The sequence below is a fragment of the Paraburkholderia dipogonis genome (assembly GCF_042680985.1).
Taxonomy (GTDB): Bacteria; Pseudomonadota; Gammaproteobacteria; order Burkholderiales; family Burkholderiaceae; genus Paraburkholderia; species Paraburkholderia phytofirmans.
Genome location: NZ_JBHUFR010000045.1, coordinates 208,879 through 224,486 on the forward strand (window position 1 = coordinate 208,879; position 15,608 = coordinate 224,486).

A 15,608-nucleotide genomic window follows, 5' to 3' on the forward strand; every position below is an offset into this window, starting at 1 on the left:
GCCCTCTCGCAAAAGGAGTCCTCGACCTCTTCGCGCTATTCGCGGCGGCCGAAGAGTAAGGGCGGAGAAGACATCAGGTGCGGAATACCGGAACAACCTCTCGAAGCTTATGTCTTCACTAGCTAGCCTCGCCTCGCGCTCCGATGTTCTTTTTTCTGTATCCCACTTTACGTCACCGTTACGAGGGATTTTCAAGCAGGCTCTTAGCGTTGATGTATAAGTCAAGGAAGCTGGTTTTGGCACGCGTGAGAGATGTCATATCTCAGCAACTTCTATGCGGCGTGAGATTACCCTCATCCTATTTGCGCGAAGTGACTGGTCCTGTGTCGTCGTCGATTCCTCTTCGATCCGCGCGATTGGTGCGGGTCAAAAACGTGACCAAATCCCATCGACTGCGCGCGACCTGGTTCAAAGCACCACCGCATTACCGAAGCGCAAGGCATCCCGCTCGCGGTAATCCTCACTGGCGCCAACCGCCGCGATGTCCCCCAGCTTCACGCGTTGGGGGACAACATCCCGCCCATTGCCGGCAAGCCCGGCGCCCGCTTTCGAACCCCGCATCGTTCAGGGTGACCGGGGCTACGATCGCGGCAAATACCGCCGTCCACTACACGCCCCCGGCATCAACACCGAAATCGCCCGACGAGGCGAACCTCACCGCAGCGGGCTGGGCAAAACCCGCTGGGTCATCGAGCGAACCATCTCCTGGCTTCACAACTACCGACGACTGCGCATTCGCTTCGAACGTCTTGCATTCATCCACGAAGCCTTCATGAAGATCGCATGCTGGATCATCTGCTCGAGAAAACTGAAACCGTCCTCCGGGAGTACAAAACACTATCAGTCCCGTAGATAGCGACCATAAAAATAATAAGTTTTCCATCTTCAGTGCGACAGCATAAGCTCCGTGGAATTGGCTGCGCTAGGGCTGGGTACAAGCATAGGGAACGACATAGCGGCGCCCATAGCCGGCTGCAGCTGATGGCCAGATTCATCAGTCAGCTACGAAGCCATTGTGCAAACTGCTCCGGCTTCTAGGTTCCTAATCAATGGAGATGTAAATGACGTATCAGACGGTTAATCCCGCCACAGGCGCTGTGGTGAAAACATTCCCCGACATTTCCAACGCTGAACTCGAAGGGGTCGTTACCAAGGCGCATGACTGCTACCAGAAGGACTGGAGCCGTCGCTCGATTAAAGATCGCGCCAAGATTCTCTCCGCAGCCGCTGCCAAGCTGCGTGAGAACGCGGACGAGTACGCAGGCTACATCACCTTGGAAATGGGCAAGCTGCTCGATGTCTCGCATGCCGAGGTTCAGCTATCCGCAGCGATTTTGGACTACTACGCGCAGAACGCAGAAAAGTTCAAGGAGGCTCAGCCGGTCCCGGGCGTTCCGGGTGCGGTCCTGGAGACCCGTCCCATCGGGGTGATCCTCGGCATCGAACCTTGGAATTTCCCCTACTACCAGGTCGCGCGCGTTGCCGGCCCGCAGTTGATGGTCGGAAACACCCTCATCATCAAGCATGCCGAAAACGTGCCGCAGTGCGCCTTGGCGTTCGCGCGACTGTTCGAGGAAGCAGGTGCTCCGGAAGGTGCCTATACCAACGTCTTCGCCGCCGTCGACCAGATCGGCTCGGTCATTGATGACGTGCGCGTTCGAGGCGTCACTGTCACTGGCAGCGAGCGCGCTGGCGCGGCCGTCGCCGAGCGCGCCGGCCGCGCACTGAAGAAGACCGTGATGGAGCTGGGCGGCAGCGATCCCTTCATCGTGCTAGAGGACGCTCCGCTTGAGCATGCGATGGATATGGCCGTGTTCGGCCGCATGTTCAACACTGGGCAGAGCTGCGTCAGCTCCAAGCGCCTCATCGTCGTTGGCAAGGAGCGCGGCAGGCAGTTCCAGGAAGGCTTCACCTCCCGCATGGCTTCCCTCACCGCCGGCGATCCGACCGATGCCACCACAACCCTCGGCCCGGTGTCATCCGAGCGCGCAATGAATGTGCTTCTCGACCAGATCAAGGCGGCCCGCGAAGGCGGCGCCAAGGTTACCACCGGGGGCGGCCGTGTCGATCGGCCGGGCTTCTATGTTCAGGCAACAGTTCTCATCGATATCAAACCGGGCAACCCAATCTATTCGCAGGAGCTGTTCGGACCAGTGGCCTCTATCTACGTCGTCGACAGCGAGGACGACGCGATCAAGTTGGCCAACGACTCGCCGTACGGGCTCGGTGGGGTGGTCTTCTCCGCCGACATGGAACGGGGCCGCCGAGTTGCCGAGCAGATCGAGAGTGGCATGGTGTGGGTCAACCAGCCGCCTTGGACGGGTCCTGAGCTGCCGTTCGGGGGCATCAAAAACTCGGGCTTCGGCCGCGAGCTGGCGGAAGTCGGATTTGGCGAGTTCGTTAATCGAAAGATGATCAGCGTTGTTCCGAGCGGCTCGGCGCCTTGGGGTCCTGTCCCGGTCAATTAAGCGGATCAATACCCGCCCCCAGCGGATGCTGAGGGCAGGCTGGCTGGCGCGATGGCATACAAAGGCGTATCGGCCATTGCTAACGAAGGTCCGTGACTTGGCGCTTGGTAGCCCGGGTCATGGATCTTTGTTTCATCCCCAGCCCGAAGATATCGCCTTCGGGCTGGGGATGAAAGGCGGTTTCAGATGGCGCGGTAAGGAAGAGGTGATTTTCAAAGGGAATCAGATTCGTGCCTATGCGTAGAAACAACCGTAAGGACACGTGGAATTCACTACCCGCGTTCTGCGCTTCAGAGTCAAAGACAAACACGCAAAGCTCTTGCGTGAGCTCGCACGCGAGGTCAACTTCGTATGGAACTACTGTGCCGAGCTGTCGCTGAAGGTATTGCTTGAGGAGCGTTTTCTGTCAGGCCCGGGAGGCGCATCCTGGTGACACTGATGCACAGCCTGCGTCCGCCGAAAGGCCCGCTATGAGCAGTCGACGTTATGCTTCGGAAGCGCCTTCTTTCGCATAATCAAAATGGATGCTCCGCATAGAAAAAAGGAGTTTCTCTTATGAATGTACGATAGATATATTGCTAAAAAAATGACAAGCTCAGAAAGAGCCGTGTGGAGGAGCACAAAGAGTCTTCATGATGGGGCACCGTACGATGTCGAATTGCGGGCCTCTCTATCCTTGTCTCGACCATTTGGTGGCTCTTCTCTAGCGGTAGTCGCCGACCAGCCGATTGGCCATTTGAGCGCTGTATCTGTAGTTTTCTTTATTGAACGGAGAGATAACATGCCCCTGTGGAAGGTCTACACGCCACCGAACGCCTACACCTCTGCGGAACGCGAGGACATTGCCAAGCGTATTACAAGTGCGTATGCGCAGATTCCGATCCCGGCATTCTATGTAGTTGTGATTTTCAGGGAAATCCCAGAGAACTCATACTTCGTTGGTGGCGAGCCTCACGGAAAGTTCATACGCTTCGAAGTCGACCATATCGCTCGGACGTTGCCCGGACCCATCTTGCGAGAATGGTGGGTCAGAACGCTCGACAAGCTTCTCGCTGAATATCTAAGACCGCGCGGCTTTGACTGGGAATTCTCGTACGACGAGACGCCGTTCGACCTGTGGTCGCTGCAAGGCGAGATCCCGCCGCCGTTTGAATCCATTGCCGAAAAGCGCTGGGTTAAGGAAAACAAGGCCAGCTCGTACACCCTTGACGAGAAGATTCCTGCCGGACATTTCGTCTTGTCGCCGGGAGTGCATCAGCACGAATAACGGGGCGGCGGGTCGTTTCCATCGTCCGTGTCAGTGGGTGTCAGGGGCCCATAATTGTCATGCCGGGTTAGCGTTCTCGCAGCGTTGCCGGTTACCACCACGAACCGGGGAGAGGGAGCACTCGTGACAAAGACGAACATGCGGTCCCTGAGATACCAGGTGGAAAAATGGCTTCGACCTAGCATGCCAGTCCGCGTCACCGCATTTGGTCGTACCCGCTCTGGCCGACGACGCTACGTCTGCGTTGAGGTCAAGCAAGCAGCCGGGTTGCGTGCCCTGTTCTTTTTCCGGCACGACGATGGCTGCTGGCAGGTATTTCCGCCCGCTGGCGACACGCCCCCACTGCGCACAGCGCGTGAGGCTATTCAAGCAAGCGCTATCCTTGGATGACGGACGGTGATGTGAATCTTCAATAGTTTATATCGGTGAGTTATCCGGACCGAGTCTGGGTGACCGGAAGTCGCCAAAAACTGATTTTTCGAGGTCCGGGCCGAATAAACATCCTTAAAGGGTCTGTTCTCTAAAGCTTGCTCTGCATATCTGAATATGTTACAGAAGACGAGCGATCAGACGAATTCAAATATGCATTAATGAATGCGGGAGGGGCGCTCGAAGTGAATACGAAGACGATCAAAGTTGTGGAGCCGTAGGTGAGTTCGTTCGATGACCCACCGAATATTCCCTAGCCCGCTAGGGTGCCCAGTACGGCGCTTCGAAATTGCGGGCTTGATACCGCGCTGGTGCGACTTCTGACGATGAGAGTCCGAATCGTAGCCGCAATCGGTATTGAGAACAATGGGTGCTTGGCGCTTCCATCCTTGAGCCTTTGTTGTTCAGGGTGTCCCCACGGATAACAGATCGACGGCAAGGTTAGTATCCCCTTCAAGGACGAGTTGAATTTAGCTATAGCAAATTAATTAAAAATTGAAAAACTAAGTAGTACTATATAACGAGACGATACTTTTATGAAACTGAACCATCGCATAGGCGCCGGGGTTGTGGCGGGAATTTTGTCGAGCGGTGCCGGTACTCTCGCCCATGCGCAGAGCAGCGTGACACTGTACGGTATTGTTGATACCGCAATTCTCTATACGAGTAAAACAAGCAATATGGCCACCGGGAATAACAGTGGACATCAGTTTTCGATGATCACCGGCGGTGTGATTCCATCCTTCTTCGGCTTCAAAGGTACCGAAGATCTGGGGGGCGGTTGGAAGGCCATTTTTGCTCTGGAAAGCGGCTACAGCGGGGCCGACGGCGCGCTGGCCAATTCCAATGGAAATTTCTTCGGACGTCAGGCGTGGGTCGGTGCATCTGGTGCATTCGGTACATTCAAAGCGGGTCTGCAGGAGTCACCGTTTGTTCATTCGCTCATCCTGCTCGATCCGCGCGACGCATCATACTTTGGAAGTGGCGCGCCAATCGTTATCGGCGACGTTCTTGCGACGAGCGTTTACAATTCGAACGCCATTTCGTACACGAGCCCGACGCTCGCCGGTCTGCAAGGCAGCGTTATGTTCGCGTTCGGCGGCGCGGCTGGCGACTTTCAGGCCGGCCGCCAGTACTCGGCGAGCGTCGAATATCGAAACGGACCATTCTTGGTCGGTGCGTCAATGTACAGCGGCAATAGCGGTGGGACTGCAGCCTCGACGCCGGTACCGAGCACTGTTCCCTTCGTCGGTCGCGCAATTGGTGGCAGTTATCACCTGAGCAATTTGACGCTTAGAGTCCTGTTTTTCAGTACAAAGGTTGCGGGAAAGTTTGATAGCCGGACGTACAGCGGTGGTTTCAGCTACTTGATGACGCCGGCAACGAACGTCGATGCGGGCGTGTACTACACAAGCGACGGTAACGATACGCGCAACCATTCGATCATGGCTGCGACGGGCCTTACGTACTATCTCTCCAAAGCTACCTCGCTCTATACCCAGTTCGGATACGTCGACAATCACGGACGGATGAACACAGGCCTCTCGCTGAATGGCGCACTATATGGGGTGTCGGGTTCGACCTTTGGTGCAAACGTTGGTATACGGCATATCTTCTGATTTCGGAGGAACCCACGGCGGCTCGGTGGTGCCGCATTTCCTGCGCAGTAGCTCCCGGCCACACTACCGTCACCGTCAGTACCTTGACGGTAAATACGGGATCCTCCGCTCGCCGCAGATTCAGAAAAGCGAACATACCCGTTGACACCAACGCGATGATCAGGAAAAGCGTTACGGCCCGTTCCCGTTCCCGTTCCCGTACCGCGAGAGCTGAGATGTTGAAGCGACCCATCAGCTCTCCTCCTCTGCACGAGAGACGCGTACCTTGCAAGGGAATGCCGATGAGAGAACGGACATGTTGTACCAGGCTGCGGCGGATTTATGCAGGGCTGCGCTCAAATTTTCATAAATGCCTGTGTTCTCGTGATAGCACACGATGAAGGCGCGTCGACGGCGTTGTGCGTGGCCATAGTCTGCCGCGTTGATAACTCTCCATTCGGCTGCGTAGCCAAGCGAACGTAGCGTTGCCAGGATGACCGCGAAGTCACGTCCCCGACAGGACGCCGGAGAAGAGAGGATTCGGTCTACGTTCTCAAGAATGAGGTATTTCACGGGCTCGCCATCGTCGATGCGTTGCCTGAGCAGCTTCGCGATAGACCACCACAGGACGCCCTTTTTGCCAGCGAGTCCATCGGATACTGAGAGGGGTTTCGCGACGGAATAGTCTTGACAAGGAAATCCACCGACGAGGACATCAGGATGCGAGTCGCGAACGGCTTGTCGACCAGCGTGCGATTCGAGCACTGGGAGAATATCTTCGTTGATGTGTGAGTCACTCGACCAGTGCGACTGGTAGATTCCGCTGGCGTGCTGTTTTTTTTCGACGGTTCGAATTGATTGCTTAACGTGACCTTGAACGGGCTACCGTGCACCGCTTCGAGTCCGAAGCGAAAGCCGCCTACGCCGGCAAACAGTTCGATTACATTGAGTTCATTTTTACATTGTTGCGCTGACATCCTGTTTCCTTGATGAGATGGGAAATAGGTGTAGCCGTGCGTTTTATCCTGACTGGCCTTTCATCCTCGGTCTTCCGGCCGGGGATGAAAGGCGGGTGTAGACAGCGTAGCAAGAATGGCGAGATTAAAGAAAACGAGGGTGTGCCTGCGCCGCCAGGGTTTGGTAATGCCTATCGATGGTCGATGTGGTGTCGTATGCGTGAGAGCGCGCTGCGCGCGGCGGAGCGAGTCATGAAGGGTGCGGGATGTCTGAGTTCAAGCCAGATGAGCGCCAGCGGAAATTAATTGAACCGGCACTGCGAAGTCATCGAGAGGCGCATGCGCGATGGAAATATGTGCCGAGACGACTTGTTGAGAAATGGAGTTGCGAAATGGGGAGAGGCGTTCGCCTCAGAGTGGTGGAAAAGGCGTCTGGACTTCTGTCGATTGCTGCCGCTAGTCGTGGTTCGCTCGTCATAGCCACCTCATATCCGGCCTCAGACCTATAGGTAGCTTAACAGCTGCACATGCCCCAAACGGAAGGTCTGGAGTAAGGGAATGAGCCTGCCCGATTTGCGGCGTAGCATCAGGTGCGAAGTGCACGGTTGTCTGCCGCAGACGTTGCTACGTCACTCAGTCGTCAAACCGAAAATACGGGGATATTCTCTCCCGGTTAGTGCAGAAGGAATGGCAGTTACCCCGACGCTTCCATCGATATCGATGATTCGCAGCGAACGAAGTTCAGCGAGGGGAGAGAGGTCGGTTATACCTGAACAGTCCCGCAGCGACAGATCCTCAAGCCCATTTATGCGTGCGATGGATGCCAGGTCGCTGATACTGGGACAGCGATCGAGATTCAGGACTTTCAGGCCCTCAAGTTTCTCAAGCGGAGACAGATCGCTGAGTCCTGTGCAACCGTCTAAAACCAGTGTGCTCAGACGCTCATGACCTGAAAGCGGTGACAGGTCCCTAAGCCCGATGCAGTCGCTCAGTTTCAACTCCGCCAGTCTGGAGAAGTCTGCAACCGGTCTGAGGTCGTAGAGTGAGCGACAACCACTGAGATCGAGGAATCTTGGAAGCTTCGAAAGGGCGTGTATTCCTGACAAATCGACAAGAGCCGAGCAGTCTTTCAGGCCCAGATATGTGAGATCGTAGAGATGATGCAATGGCTCGATGCTCTCGATATTTGCGCATCCCTGCAGTTCCAGCTTTTCCAGGCGAATCAGTCTCGCCAGCGGAGACACGTCCTTGATCATCGTATTGTTCAGATAAAGGTCGCTAAGGTTTCGCAACTGCCCAAGCGGCCGAATATCTTTGATGTTTTGGCAATTCGCGAGAATCAATGTATTTAACTCGTCGAGTCGTGCCAGATCTTCGACGTCGAAAATTGATGCGCACCCGTCAAGATTCAGATATCCGAGCTTGCGGAGGTTCCACAATGGTCCGATGTCACTGACACGGGCACATGCTTCCAGGCTGAGTTCCGTCAGGTCGGGCAAACTTTCAATTGATGCAAGGCTCGAGATCTGCGGACAGTATCCTAGCCGCAGCGCTCTCAGCCTTTGCAGTTTTTGTATCACAGTAATGTCGCGCAGAGAAATGCAGCCGGAGAGGTCAAGCTCCGCGAGATGGGTAAGCCATTTGAGCGCGGTAAGCTCAGTGAGACTGGGTTGACCCGCCAAGTCGAGTTTTTCCACGCGGTCGAAGTCGTCTGTTCGCAGACGGCCGAATTCCAGCCGGAGTTCCGAACGGACTGCCTTTTCGATGATAGATGCCGACGCCTCCGAGGGTGATTGCAATCCCAATCCGGGATCCTGAGGCGTTGTGTCTGGAATCTGATCTTGGGAACGGGATGTGTGGCGATGCGGGAACATTGCGCTCCGGACGGCATCGCGTACCCTGCCAGAGCTTCGTTCCTCGATCGCCGTTGCGTTACCAACAAATTGGACTCGTTGCAGCAGTGAGGGATCTGTTGCCTCGCGTAGCTTCGAGTCGTCAATCGGTCCGTGGTTGACGAGTAGAACGGATGCGGTTGGACAACTGCGAGCGTAATCCGCCGCTGCGAGGGAAAAATTCGAAACACTCGGAACGAGATAGTGCTTGCACTCGAGTACAAAACGCGTCTGCGCGTTGTGACTGCCAGTCAGGCTCGGGCTCAGCACCCGGAAGTCGGGCTGGATACCTTTCGTCCGTTTGGAACTCGCGCCGACAAGCGCTGAGCGGAGCTCTGCCCAAATGTCGAACTGTTCGCCGTCGCGGTCGTAAGTTGCGAGCCGGTTTCCACCGAAGGCAAAAGACAGGGCGCCATCTGCAGATAGAAAGCGAAAACGGTCCGCTTCAGCCTTTGCCGTACGCAAAAGGATGCTACCAACCCAAACTGAAAAGAGTTCATGGCGCTTACGCCAGGTTGGCAATTTCAGCAGGTCCAGCAGTTCTGTGTATGTCTGGTCAACCCACCGGTCCTTATGCTCAAGAGTCGCCAGCAACGGGCGCAGCCTGGTTTCCGCGTGTTCGGCCTCCATCGACTGCGTCTGGACCTTGTGCGCAATCTCGCGAACGAGGTCGGCGACCTGAAGATCCCAGTAGTCGTGTGCAGCGCCAACACGCCGGATGGCGGCCACATGTTCAGGATTGGTCGTCTGCGGATACTGCTGTTTCGCCGAATCGAGTGCGGCCCGACGCGAGTCCCCAAATGACGAGCACCATGTTTGAAAGTCCGCGACCAGTTCAATGATCGTTTTTAATGCACGGTCGAGTTCAGCATGACCTGTGGTGGGGGCAAATTCAACGGGAGGGAAGCCGTCCTGCGGCAACAGGCTGCTATCTGCCAGAGTTCGCAGCTCCTTGGCTAATGCCCAGAGATCGTTGGCTGACGGCAGTTCATAGTGCGAGATCAGTAAGCGTTCCGTTCGACGGACTGCCGCCCGGAACGCTTCCAGCGTGAATCGAATCGGATCGTTGACCCTGTCAAATTGAAACTGTAAGTCCAGCGTCTGGCCGTCGCGATTTGCGTTTGCCTGAATGAGGAGTTCCAGCATGTCCTTCATCATGGCGGCGTAGCCGCGCTGGGAGTTCAACACGGCGACCAGAAGGCGTTCGACGCTCACGCGAGGAGCTTTGGATGCGGCGTCATCGGCCAGCCATTCGTCGAGACGGCTGCTGCCGATCGCCCCGTCCAGTTCGGACTTTATGGTATCTTCGACGTCGGCATCCCGACCGGGCTCGCCGCCTTTGCGTCGGATTTCGAGACCAGCGTCGGATTGAAGCTTGCGCCAGAGCTGGCTAGCGGATTTCAATGCGTCCATCCTTCCTGATCCCCCTCAAATGCCGCTTCATCCCGCCGGGATTCCGAGAATGAGCTCCGACTCCGTTAGGGAGATACGTCGTAATCGCCTGCAGGCAGTAGGGCCGTCTCAACTGAAGATAGGCGTTTTGTCTGCGATTCGCCACTCGCGGGCCACAGAAATCTGCGAGATGTTGCACCGTACTCTTGCGGCCTACGTGTTAGGAGCGTTGTCGTGTGGTTCAGGTTTGGTGGCGGACCGTCCAGAGGCGCGAGCGGCACGTTAAGGAATTGCGGAATGGCGATGCCAGAGTCGGCTACGGCAATCTATGGATAATCTCCCCTTCGTCGTGACCCACGTCCTGCACTGACGGCCCCGCAGTTTCTCGCAGGCGTGCGTCAAACCGGCGATCTGTAGTTACCCGGTGTACGTGGTTTCGTCTGTTATCTGGCGATTCGCGCTGGACCTGGATGCGCGGCCATGCTGCTTTTCGATCCCGGATTTGCACGGTCGTTGCATTGATAACGGGCGGGAAGCCTCACTTCAATTGTGATAAATTGTGCGCCGTCGCGCCGGAATTGAAAATACATGGCACGGCGGGTTATCCATAAAGAGAGTGAGGGCGTTGTGCCGAACGAAATCCGGGGACTTGTCGTACATAAGTTTGAGAAGGTAGCGCATGGGCAGGGCGTCATCGTCCCGCGTCACGACCTTGTGAAGGTCACAGAGCCGGTTCAGCGTCTGGTGGATGCGCTACATACGCTGTACGGCGAGAAAACGGGCAAGGGGTACGGCAAATTCGAGGACGACGAGGACACGTTTCCGATGCAGCGACGCGTGCGCGCCTACTTCACGGACGGGGCGGATGACTTTCTGGCGTTCTCGCTTGCTGCCATGAACATCTTGAAGGGCAAAGCGGATGACGTGCCGTTTGCGACTGGCGGATATGTCCTGATGGCACACCTGTGTAACGGTGCCCGAGATTTTCTGCTCTTTGCAATTGTCACCGATACAGTGGGCAGCGCGATTACCGATCAGCTCGAAATCGAGGACCGCGCGCACGTCGACCTGAACAAGTTCCGGTTGGCGGGTCGCATTGACCTGACGGGTTGGACGGCAAAAGACGAGCGATATATCGGATTCCTTCGTGGTACGAAGGGAACTGGAACTGTGTCCGGCTATTTCAAGCACTTCCTTGGTTGTAACGATGCAGTTCAGGCTGTGCAGGAGACCCGCAAGCTCACGCAGGCGCTGAATGATTTTGCGCACAAGGAAATTGCTGACGACCAGCAGCGTGACACATGGCTCCAAAAGGCGTTCGACGTGTGCGAGGCCCTTGCGAAGAATGGCGAGCCGTTCATCATCGAGGAATTCAGCAACGAATTCTGGCCGAAGGACCCGGAGGTCATCAGGAAATCTCTCGCCAGTCACGAACTCCAGATGTCGGACGGGTTTGTGCCGGATCGACGCGTCCTGAAAGCCCTGGTAAAATTCAAGGCAACGACCAAGCTGTGGAAACTTGAGTTCGAACGCCGGGCGATGCGTACAGGTGAAATCAGCTACGACAAGGTGCATGGAACGCTAACGCTGCGCAATCTGCCAGATGACCTCAAACGGGAGCTCGACGCCGAATCCGCTGATGAATGACCAGAACTTCGAACCGCTGCTTACCTTATATCGCGCCAGCGAATTCAAACGCGGGCGCGAGGCGAGCCTCAAGGTAAAGGATCAGGCCATTCACGATGCACTCGTGACGTGTGTGAACGACGCACGCGAGTTTTCGGTGACGTTGATCACGGGTGACCCGGACAATATTCCGCTCGACTCGACGGTCGAGCTGTCCTTTGGAGATCCGCGTAGCGGTCGCGGTGTACTCGCGGAAAACCTTGCTGACCTTCTGCTGTCGCCGACCTTTCGTGTCCGGGAACCGCGAAACTACTTTCTGATTGACGGCAAGTTCGCGACCAACGATACAGCTGTTCCGAAAAACGTGAAGCTTTATCGGCAGGTGCTTGAACTTGTGGCGACCCTGAAGAAGGCTGCTGCGTACCTGGACGTAGAATCAGGCACGCTTGTGTTCGTGCACGGCGGCAAATTCGAACTGCCTGCCAACTACAACGCGACGACTTTAGGGCTCGTCAACGAGGATGCGCTCAAAAAGCTCGTGGATTTCGTTGGCAACGACACGCATAGCGAACAGAAGGTCGCCATCCTCGAAACGGCAGTCCGGGGCATGCTTGAGCACGTGGAGAGTTCGGTTCGCTTTGAGCGATTACTCACGCAACTGGCGGACCTCGCAACGAAGGCGAACGACGGATATCGGCTTTTCGTTGCGAGCTTCTCCTACGATAAGGTGCGTGACACGCTTGAGGCCACAAAGGTCGAATACGCGACAAAAATCCACAAGGCGTTCTCTGATATACAGACGCAGATTCTATCCATCCCGGTAGCGACGGTAGTCGTCGCAACCCAGATGAAAATGGCTACAGCGATAGGCTACGAGTTCTGGCTGAATTCTGCCGTGCTCGTCGGCTGCTGGGTCTTCGCGGTTCTCGTAACGTTTGTTCTCTGGAATCAATTCCACACTCTAGGCGCTCTGGCTGGCGAGATCAAGCGGCAAAGGGAAACGCTGACACGAGAGTACAAGGATATTGCCCAGAACTTTGAGGAGGTGTTCAAATTCCTCAACAGGCGACTTAGCCTGCAATATTGGGCGTTGTCGGCGGTAGGTTTAGTGCTCGCAGTGGGCTTTGTCCTCGCCCACGTGGTCTATTTCAAACTCACCTACCCGGCTTGGGTCGCAGAGACGCCGACCACGACCGTTGGTGCTCCCGCGTCCGGGGCTTCGGCGGCGCCGGCTGCCGCTCCGCCCTCGGGTGCGGCGCCGGCTTCGTCGGGAGCGTCGATGTCGAGCCTTGGCGCGTCGTCGGCTACCGCCCCAGAGTCCTCTTCGCCGGCGTCTGCGGCAGGAGTTCCGTCTTCGGCGAACGGAACTTCAGCATCCGCACGCGGCGCGGTCGCCGCGTCTGCCTCTAAAGCCTCGTCCACGGCCAGTCCCTGATCAATGTCGCAAGCGGGGGCGACCGCGCATCTCGCGTGCGGAAGGCCTCGCGTTACGTGGAGTCTACGCGTCGCTTCCGCTTGCTGACGCTCAGGCTCGCAGCACCCGGCAACGGAAATCAAACTGGTGCATACTGCCGCTTCGGCGCAACGCGCTCGGGGAAAAATAACGTCGGGGACCAATCATGAATATTGACTTCCATTACGGGGTAATCTACGTTGCATCGCGTCTGGGCGGGCTATCTGCCGCCGACGCTACAACCGTTGCTCATGCGTGTCAGTACGTGGATGACGCAACTACCAGCGGTCTTCTGTACTTCAGCGGCGGTGAGACGTTTGAGCGGTTTGCGACCGCACACAAGCTGTTCGATTACGAGAACCTACTCAACGAAGGTAATCGTCTCGTATGGACTCCGTTCCATTTCCTGCCGGGTGGACAGGGGCAGACGCTCGAAGAGCGTGCCATCTGCCGTCCAAACAGCGAAATCGCACAAGCGGTTGTGAAGCGCGCGATTGCTCACAAGGACGCTGGAAACGCACTTCACCGTCTTGGCGTTACGCTCCATACCTATGTCGACACGTGGGCACATCAGGGGTTTGCTGGCATCGAGTGCGCATCAAACAAGGTCCGCCATCTGGAAGCTGAGGATTGCACCAGGGAGCAGTGGCTGCACCGGTTCGCAAATTTCATGAAGCGCGAGCTTGCAGAGATCGAGTCGGACGTGCTCAGCGATGCGTTGCCACTGGGGCATGGAGCGGCCCTGCATTACCCCGATCAGCCTTGGGCAAAATGGAATTACATTAACGGCCATGGCAAGCATGTGCACCGCGAGAACCTGGGCGACTTCGTTATGGCCGCTGAAATGGCCTGTCGCGCTGTTCAGGGGTATTGCGCCGGCAACCAGGATTTTATAAGCAATTCAGGACTGTCATCAGACGCCTCATCGGCCTTGCGTAATCTGCTCGACACGAACCGGAACATTGATGAAATCGCCCGGCTCAAAGTCATTAGTGATTTGGTTGCAGCAGGTGCGATTCCTGGGCTCCGGGAGCCGATTCCGACGTATATCGGCAAAGGGCCCGGTTCTTGGAAGCATCTTGCCACCGGAATCAAGGAGGATGGTGACGGGCATGAGCGGCCGGCTTGGAGTGAAGCCTTCGAGGAAAGCGACTACCGGAAATTTCACGACGCTGTGAAGGAGCATCGCGCTGTCGTGACACTGGACATTCTTCCTGCTCACAAGCTCCGGTTGAACTAACCGAGACTGATTCCGGTCGCTCGGCAAAGCAGGCAGGCTCAGATCCGTCTGCTGCCTGTCGGCAGAAGCCGGTGAAATTTGATGTTGACCGGACCGTTTTTCTTTCCCTTCGCGTGCACCGGGAATCGCATCGGCAACCCAGATGACGGTCCAACTATGTCGCCGGCGATCGTAGGCGCATAATCGGCCTTAAGGTTCTCCGCCTCGCTCGTTGGGCGCCTACAGCGCATGCGATTCCCGGCTATTGCGGGTGAGTTGGCTTCGAGCGGTGAATGTCTTGTTCTCGATCAGCGTGCCACGATGAAACTTTCCAGGTTGCGCTCTCTGAACGACGCGATGCCCATGCTTGGATTTATTGGCCGACATGGTGAGCTGGAAGCACTCGTGCTTCATATCGTGGTCGAGAAGACTCCGTTGGTGGTATTGCACGGTGAGAGACGGGTACCCGGCACCTTTTTTCTTCGATGAAATTTCAACTCTCAAGCCATGCTTAGTTTGAAGAAGGAAATCTTGCCTGGAACCTGGCGATATATCGGGCAGCGATTGGCCGGCCTTGATCAGGATACTGTACCGATCGCAGGCGCGTCGCTTGATGAAATCTATAACTACATCGGTGGGACCTGTTATCAGATAGGCAGGGTTTGCATTGATAATGCGTTCGTTGTTGAGCGCGGCATCCTTAGGCTGATGTACGTTCGTCCGGACTATCGAGGCTATCGTCGGGCGGCGGAGACCGTGTTTGCCACCTGCCCGTGGAAAATCGACTACGATCATGCGCTCAGCCGGAACCTAGCAAGGCAGCTGGGCTACAAATATGTGCTGCTGATCCGTATTGTGCCCGGTGTTAACCGGTCTCATGGTCGTTTCGAAAGACATGTAACTCTGCCAAGTCGAATCCCTGGGCTCTCTTTCCCTGACAGTCGTATTCTGGATAAGTGGCTTGGGCGACGTCCGGATTTCATGAGGCAACCCGCACAAGCTTATACGCCACAAGCGTCCTATCCGAGCGGGCTGACGCTTAAGCAAAAGGGCATGTGGGGGTTCGCCCTTGGCGTAGACGATGTCACAACGCGTGTGCATCACCTGCGCCCTTACTGTTTACCGCTTCCCTGGCGTGTGAAGGATTTCACGCAGGTCGAGCAGCAGTCGCCATAGCCGTGCGAGAGTTACCGAATCCAGGAAGAAGAGTCGGCAACTGAATCGCTGTGGGCCGCCAACATCACCCACCTGAGCTAGGGAAGGTCTTATGTGGACGCCTCCCGGATTGCAAACAGTGTTGCGATTTTT

General features: G+C 56.3%; 10 protein-coding genes and 2 pseudogenes. 9 read left to right on the forward strand and 3 right to left on the reverse strand.

Annotation, left to right across the window (positions count from 1 at the left end; genetic code table 11):
• Positions 1-313: 313 nt before the first annotated feature.
• From ACFSNN_RS39555 to ACFSNN_RS39570, 4 genes and pseudogenes are all read left to right on the forward strand, one after another.
• Positions 314-856: pseudogene (locus ACFSNN_RS39555) on the forward strand (IS5 family transposase); the annotation flags it as partial.
• Positions 857-1,061: 205 nt separating this feature from the next.
• Positions 1,062-2,468, forward strand: coding sequence for an NAD-dependent succinate-semialdehyde dehydrogenase (locus ACFSNN_RS39560; protein WP_134465186.1), 1,407 nt, complete (start codon positions 1,062-1,064; stop codon positions 2,466-2,468).
• Between the two features lie 781 nt (positions 2,469-3,249).
• Positions 3,250-3,735, forward strand: coding sequence for a tautomerase family protein (locus tag ACFSNN_RS39565; protein ID WP_134465185.1), 486 nt, complete (start codon positions 3,250-3,252; stop codon positions 3,733-3,735).
• Between the two features lie 138 nt (positions 3,736-3,873).
• The gene (locus ACFSNN_RS39570; RefSeq protein ID WP_377689003.1) at positions 3,874-4,125 is read left to right on the forward strand and encodes a hypothetical protein; all 252 of its coding nucleotides are present in this window, start codon (positions 3,874-3,876) and stop codon (positions 4,123-4,125) included.
• 200 nt (positions 4,126-4,325) lie between these two features.
• On the opposite strand, the pseudogene ACFSNN_RS39575 reads toward ACFSNN_RS39570, so the two are convergent.
• Positions 4,326-4,520 (reverse strand): annotated as a pseudogene (locus ACFSNN_RS39575) (IS5/IS1182 family transposase); the annotation flags it as partial.
• Positions 4,521-4,700: 180 nt separating this feature from the next.
• Here ACFSNN_RS39575 and ACFSNN_RS39580 point away from each other — a divergent pair.
• Positions 4,701-5,783 carry a porin gene (locus ACFSNN_RS39580; RefSeq protein ID WP_134465183.1) on the forward strand — a complete coding sequence of 361 codons (1,083 nt, stop codon included), beginning with the start codon at positions 4,701-4,703 and terminating at the stop codon, positions 5,781-5,783.
• Between the two features lie 231 nt (positions 5,784-6,014).
• Here ACFSNN_RS39580 and ACFSNN_RS39585 read toward each other — a convergent pair whose 3' ends face one another.
• Both ACFSNN_RS39585 and ACFSNN_RS39590 read right to left on the reverse strand, forming a co-directional pair.
• Positions 6,015-6,617 (reverse strand): DNA cytosine methyltransferase, encoded by a 603-nt coding sequence (locus ACFSNN_RS39585; protein ID WP_377764973.1) that lies wholly within the window; start codon positions 6,615-6,617, stop codon positions 6,015-6,017.
• A gap of 730 nt (positions 6,618-7,347) precedes the next feature.
• Entirely contained in the window at positions 7,348-10,023 is a 2,676-nt protein-coding gene (locus ACFSNN_RS39590; RefSeq protein ID WP_134465182.1) for a leucine-rich repeat domain-containing protein, read from the reverse strand.
• Positions 10,024-10,590: 567 nt separating this feature from the next.
• On the opposite strand from ACFSNN_RS39590, the gene ACFSNN_RS39595 reads away from it, so the two are divergent.
• The 4 genes from ACFSNN_RS39595 (at position 10,591) to ACFSNN_RS39610 (ending at position 15,476) form a co-directional block, all read left to right on the forward strand.
• The gene (locus tag ACFSNN_RS39595) at positions 10,591-11,649 is read left to right on the forward strand and encodes a nucleoid-associated protein (RefSeq protein ID WP_134465181.1); all 1,059 of its coding nucleotides are present in this window, start codon (positions 10,591-10,593) and stop codon (positions 11,647-11,649) included.
• A complete protein-coding gene (locus tag ACFSNN_RS39600) occupies positions 11,642-13,063 on the forward strand; it encodes a hypothetical protein (protein ID WP_134465180.1) in 1,422 nt (473 codons plus the stop codon). The genes ACFSNN_RS39595 and ACFSNN_RS39600 overlap by 8 nt, the downstream gene beginning before the upstream one ends.
• A gap of 184 nt (positions 13,064-13,247) precedes the next feature.
• Positions 13,248-14,321, forward strand: a complete 1,074-nt coding sequence (locus ACFSNN_RS39605) for a DUF6765 family protein (RefSeq protein WP_134465179.1) — start codon at positions 13,248-13,250, stop codon at positions 14,319-14,321.
• Between the two features lie 495 nt (positions 14,322-14,816).
• Positions 14,817-15,476 (forward strand): hypothetical protein, encoded by a 660-nt coding sequence (locus ACFSNN_RS39610; protein ID WP_208949596.1) that lies wholly within the window; start codon positions 14,817-14,819, stop codon positions 15,474-15,476.
• Positions 15,477-15,608: the final 132 nt, after the last annotated feature.

Coding starts and splice junctions, on each gene's coding strand:
- ACFSNN_RS39565 (WP_134465185.1), top strand. CDS start 3,250: ATGCCCCTGTGGAAGGTCTACACGCCACCGAACGCCTACACCTCTGCG.
- ACFSNN_RS39595 (WP_134465181.1), top strand. CDS start 10,591: ATGGCACGGCGGGTTATCCATAAAGAGAGTGAGGGCGTTGTGCCGAAC.
- ACFSNN_RS39600 (WP_134465180.1), top strand. CDS start 11,642: ATGAATGACCAGAACTTCGAACCGCTGCTTACCTTATATCGCGCCAGC.
- ACFSNN_RS39605 (WP_134465179.1), top strand. CDS start 13,248: ATGAATATTGACTTCCATTACGGGGTAATCTACGTTGCATCGCGTCTG.
- ACFSNN_RS39580 (WP_134465183.1), top strand. CDS start 4,701: ATGAAACTGAACCATCGCATAGGCGCCGGGGTTGTGGCGGGAATTTTG.
- ACFSNN_RS39590 (WP_134465182.1), bottom strand. CDS start 10,023: ATGGACGCATTGAAATCCGCTAGCCAGCTCTGGCGCAAGCTTCAATCC.
- ACFSNN_RS39570 (WP_377689003.1), top strand. CDS start 3,874: ATGCGGTCCCTGAGATACCAGGTGGAAAAATGGCTTCGACCTAGCATG.
- ACFSNN_RS39560 (WP_134465186.1), top strand. CDS start 1,062: ATGACGTATCAGACGGTTAATCCCGCCACAGGCGCTGTGGTGAAAACA.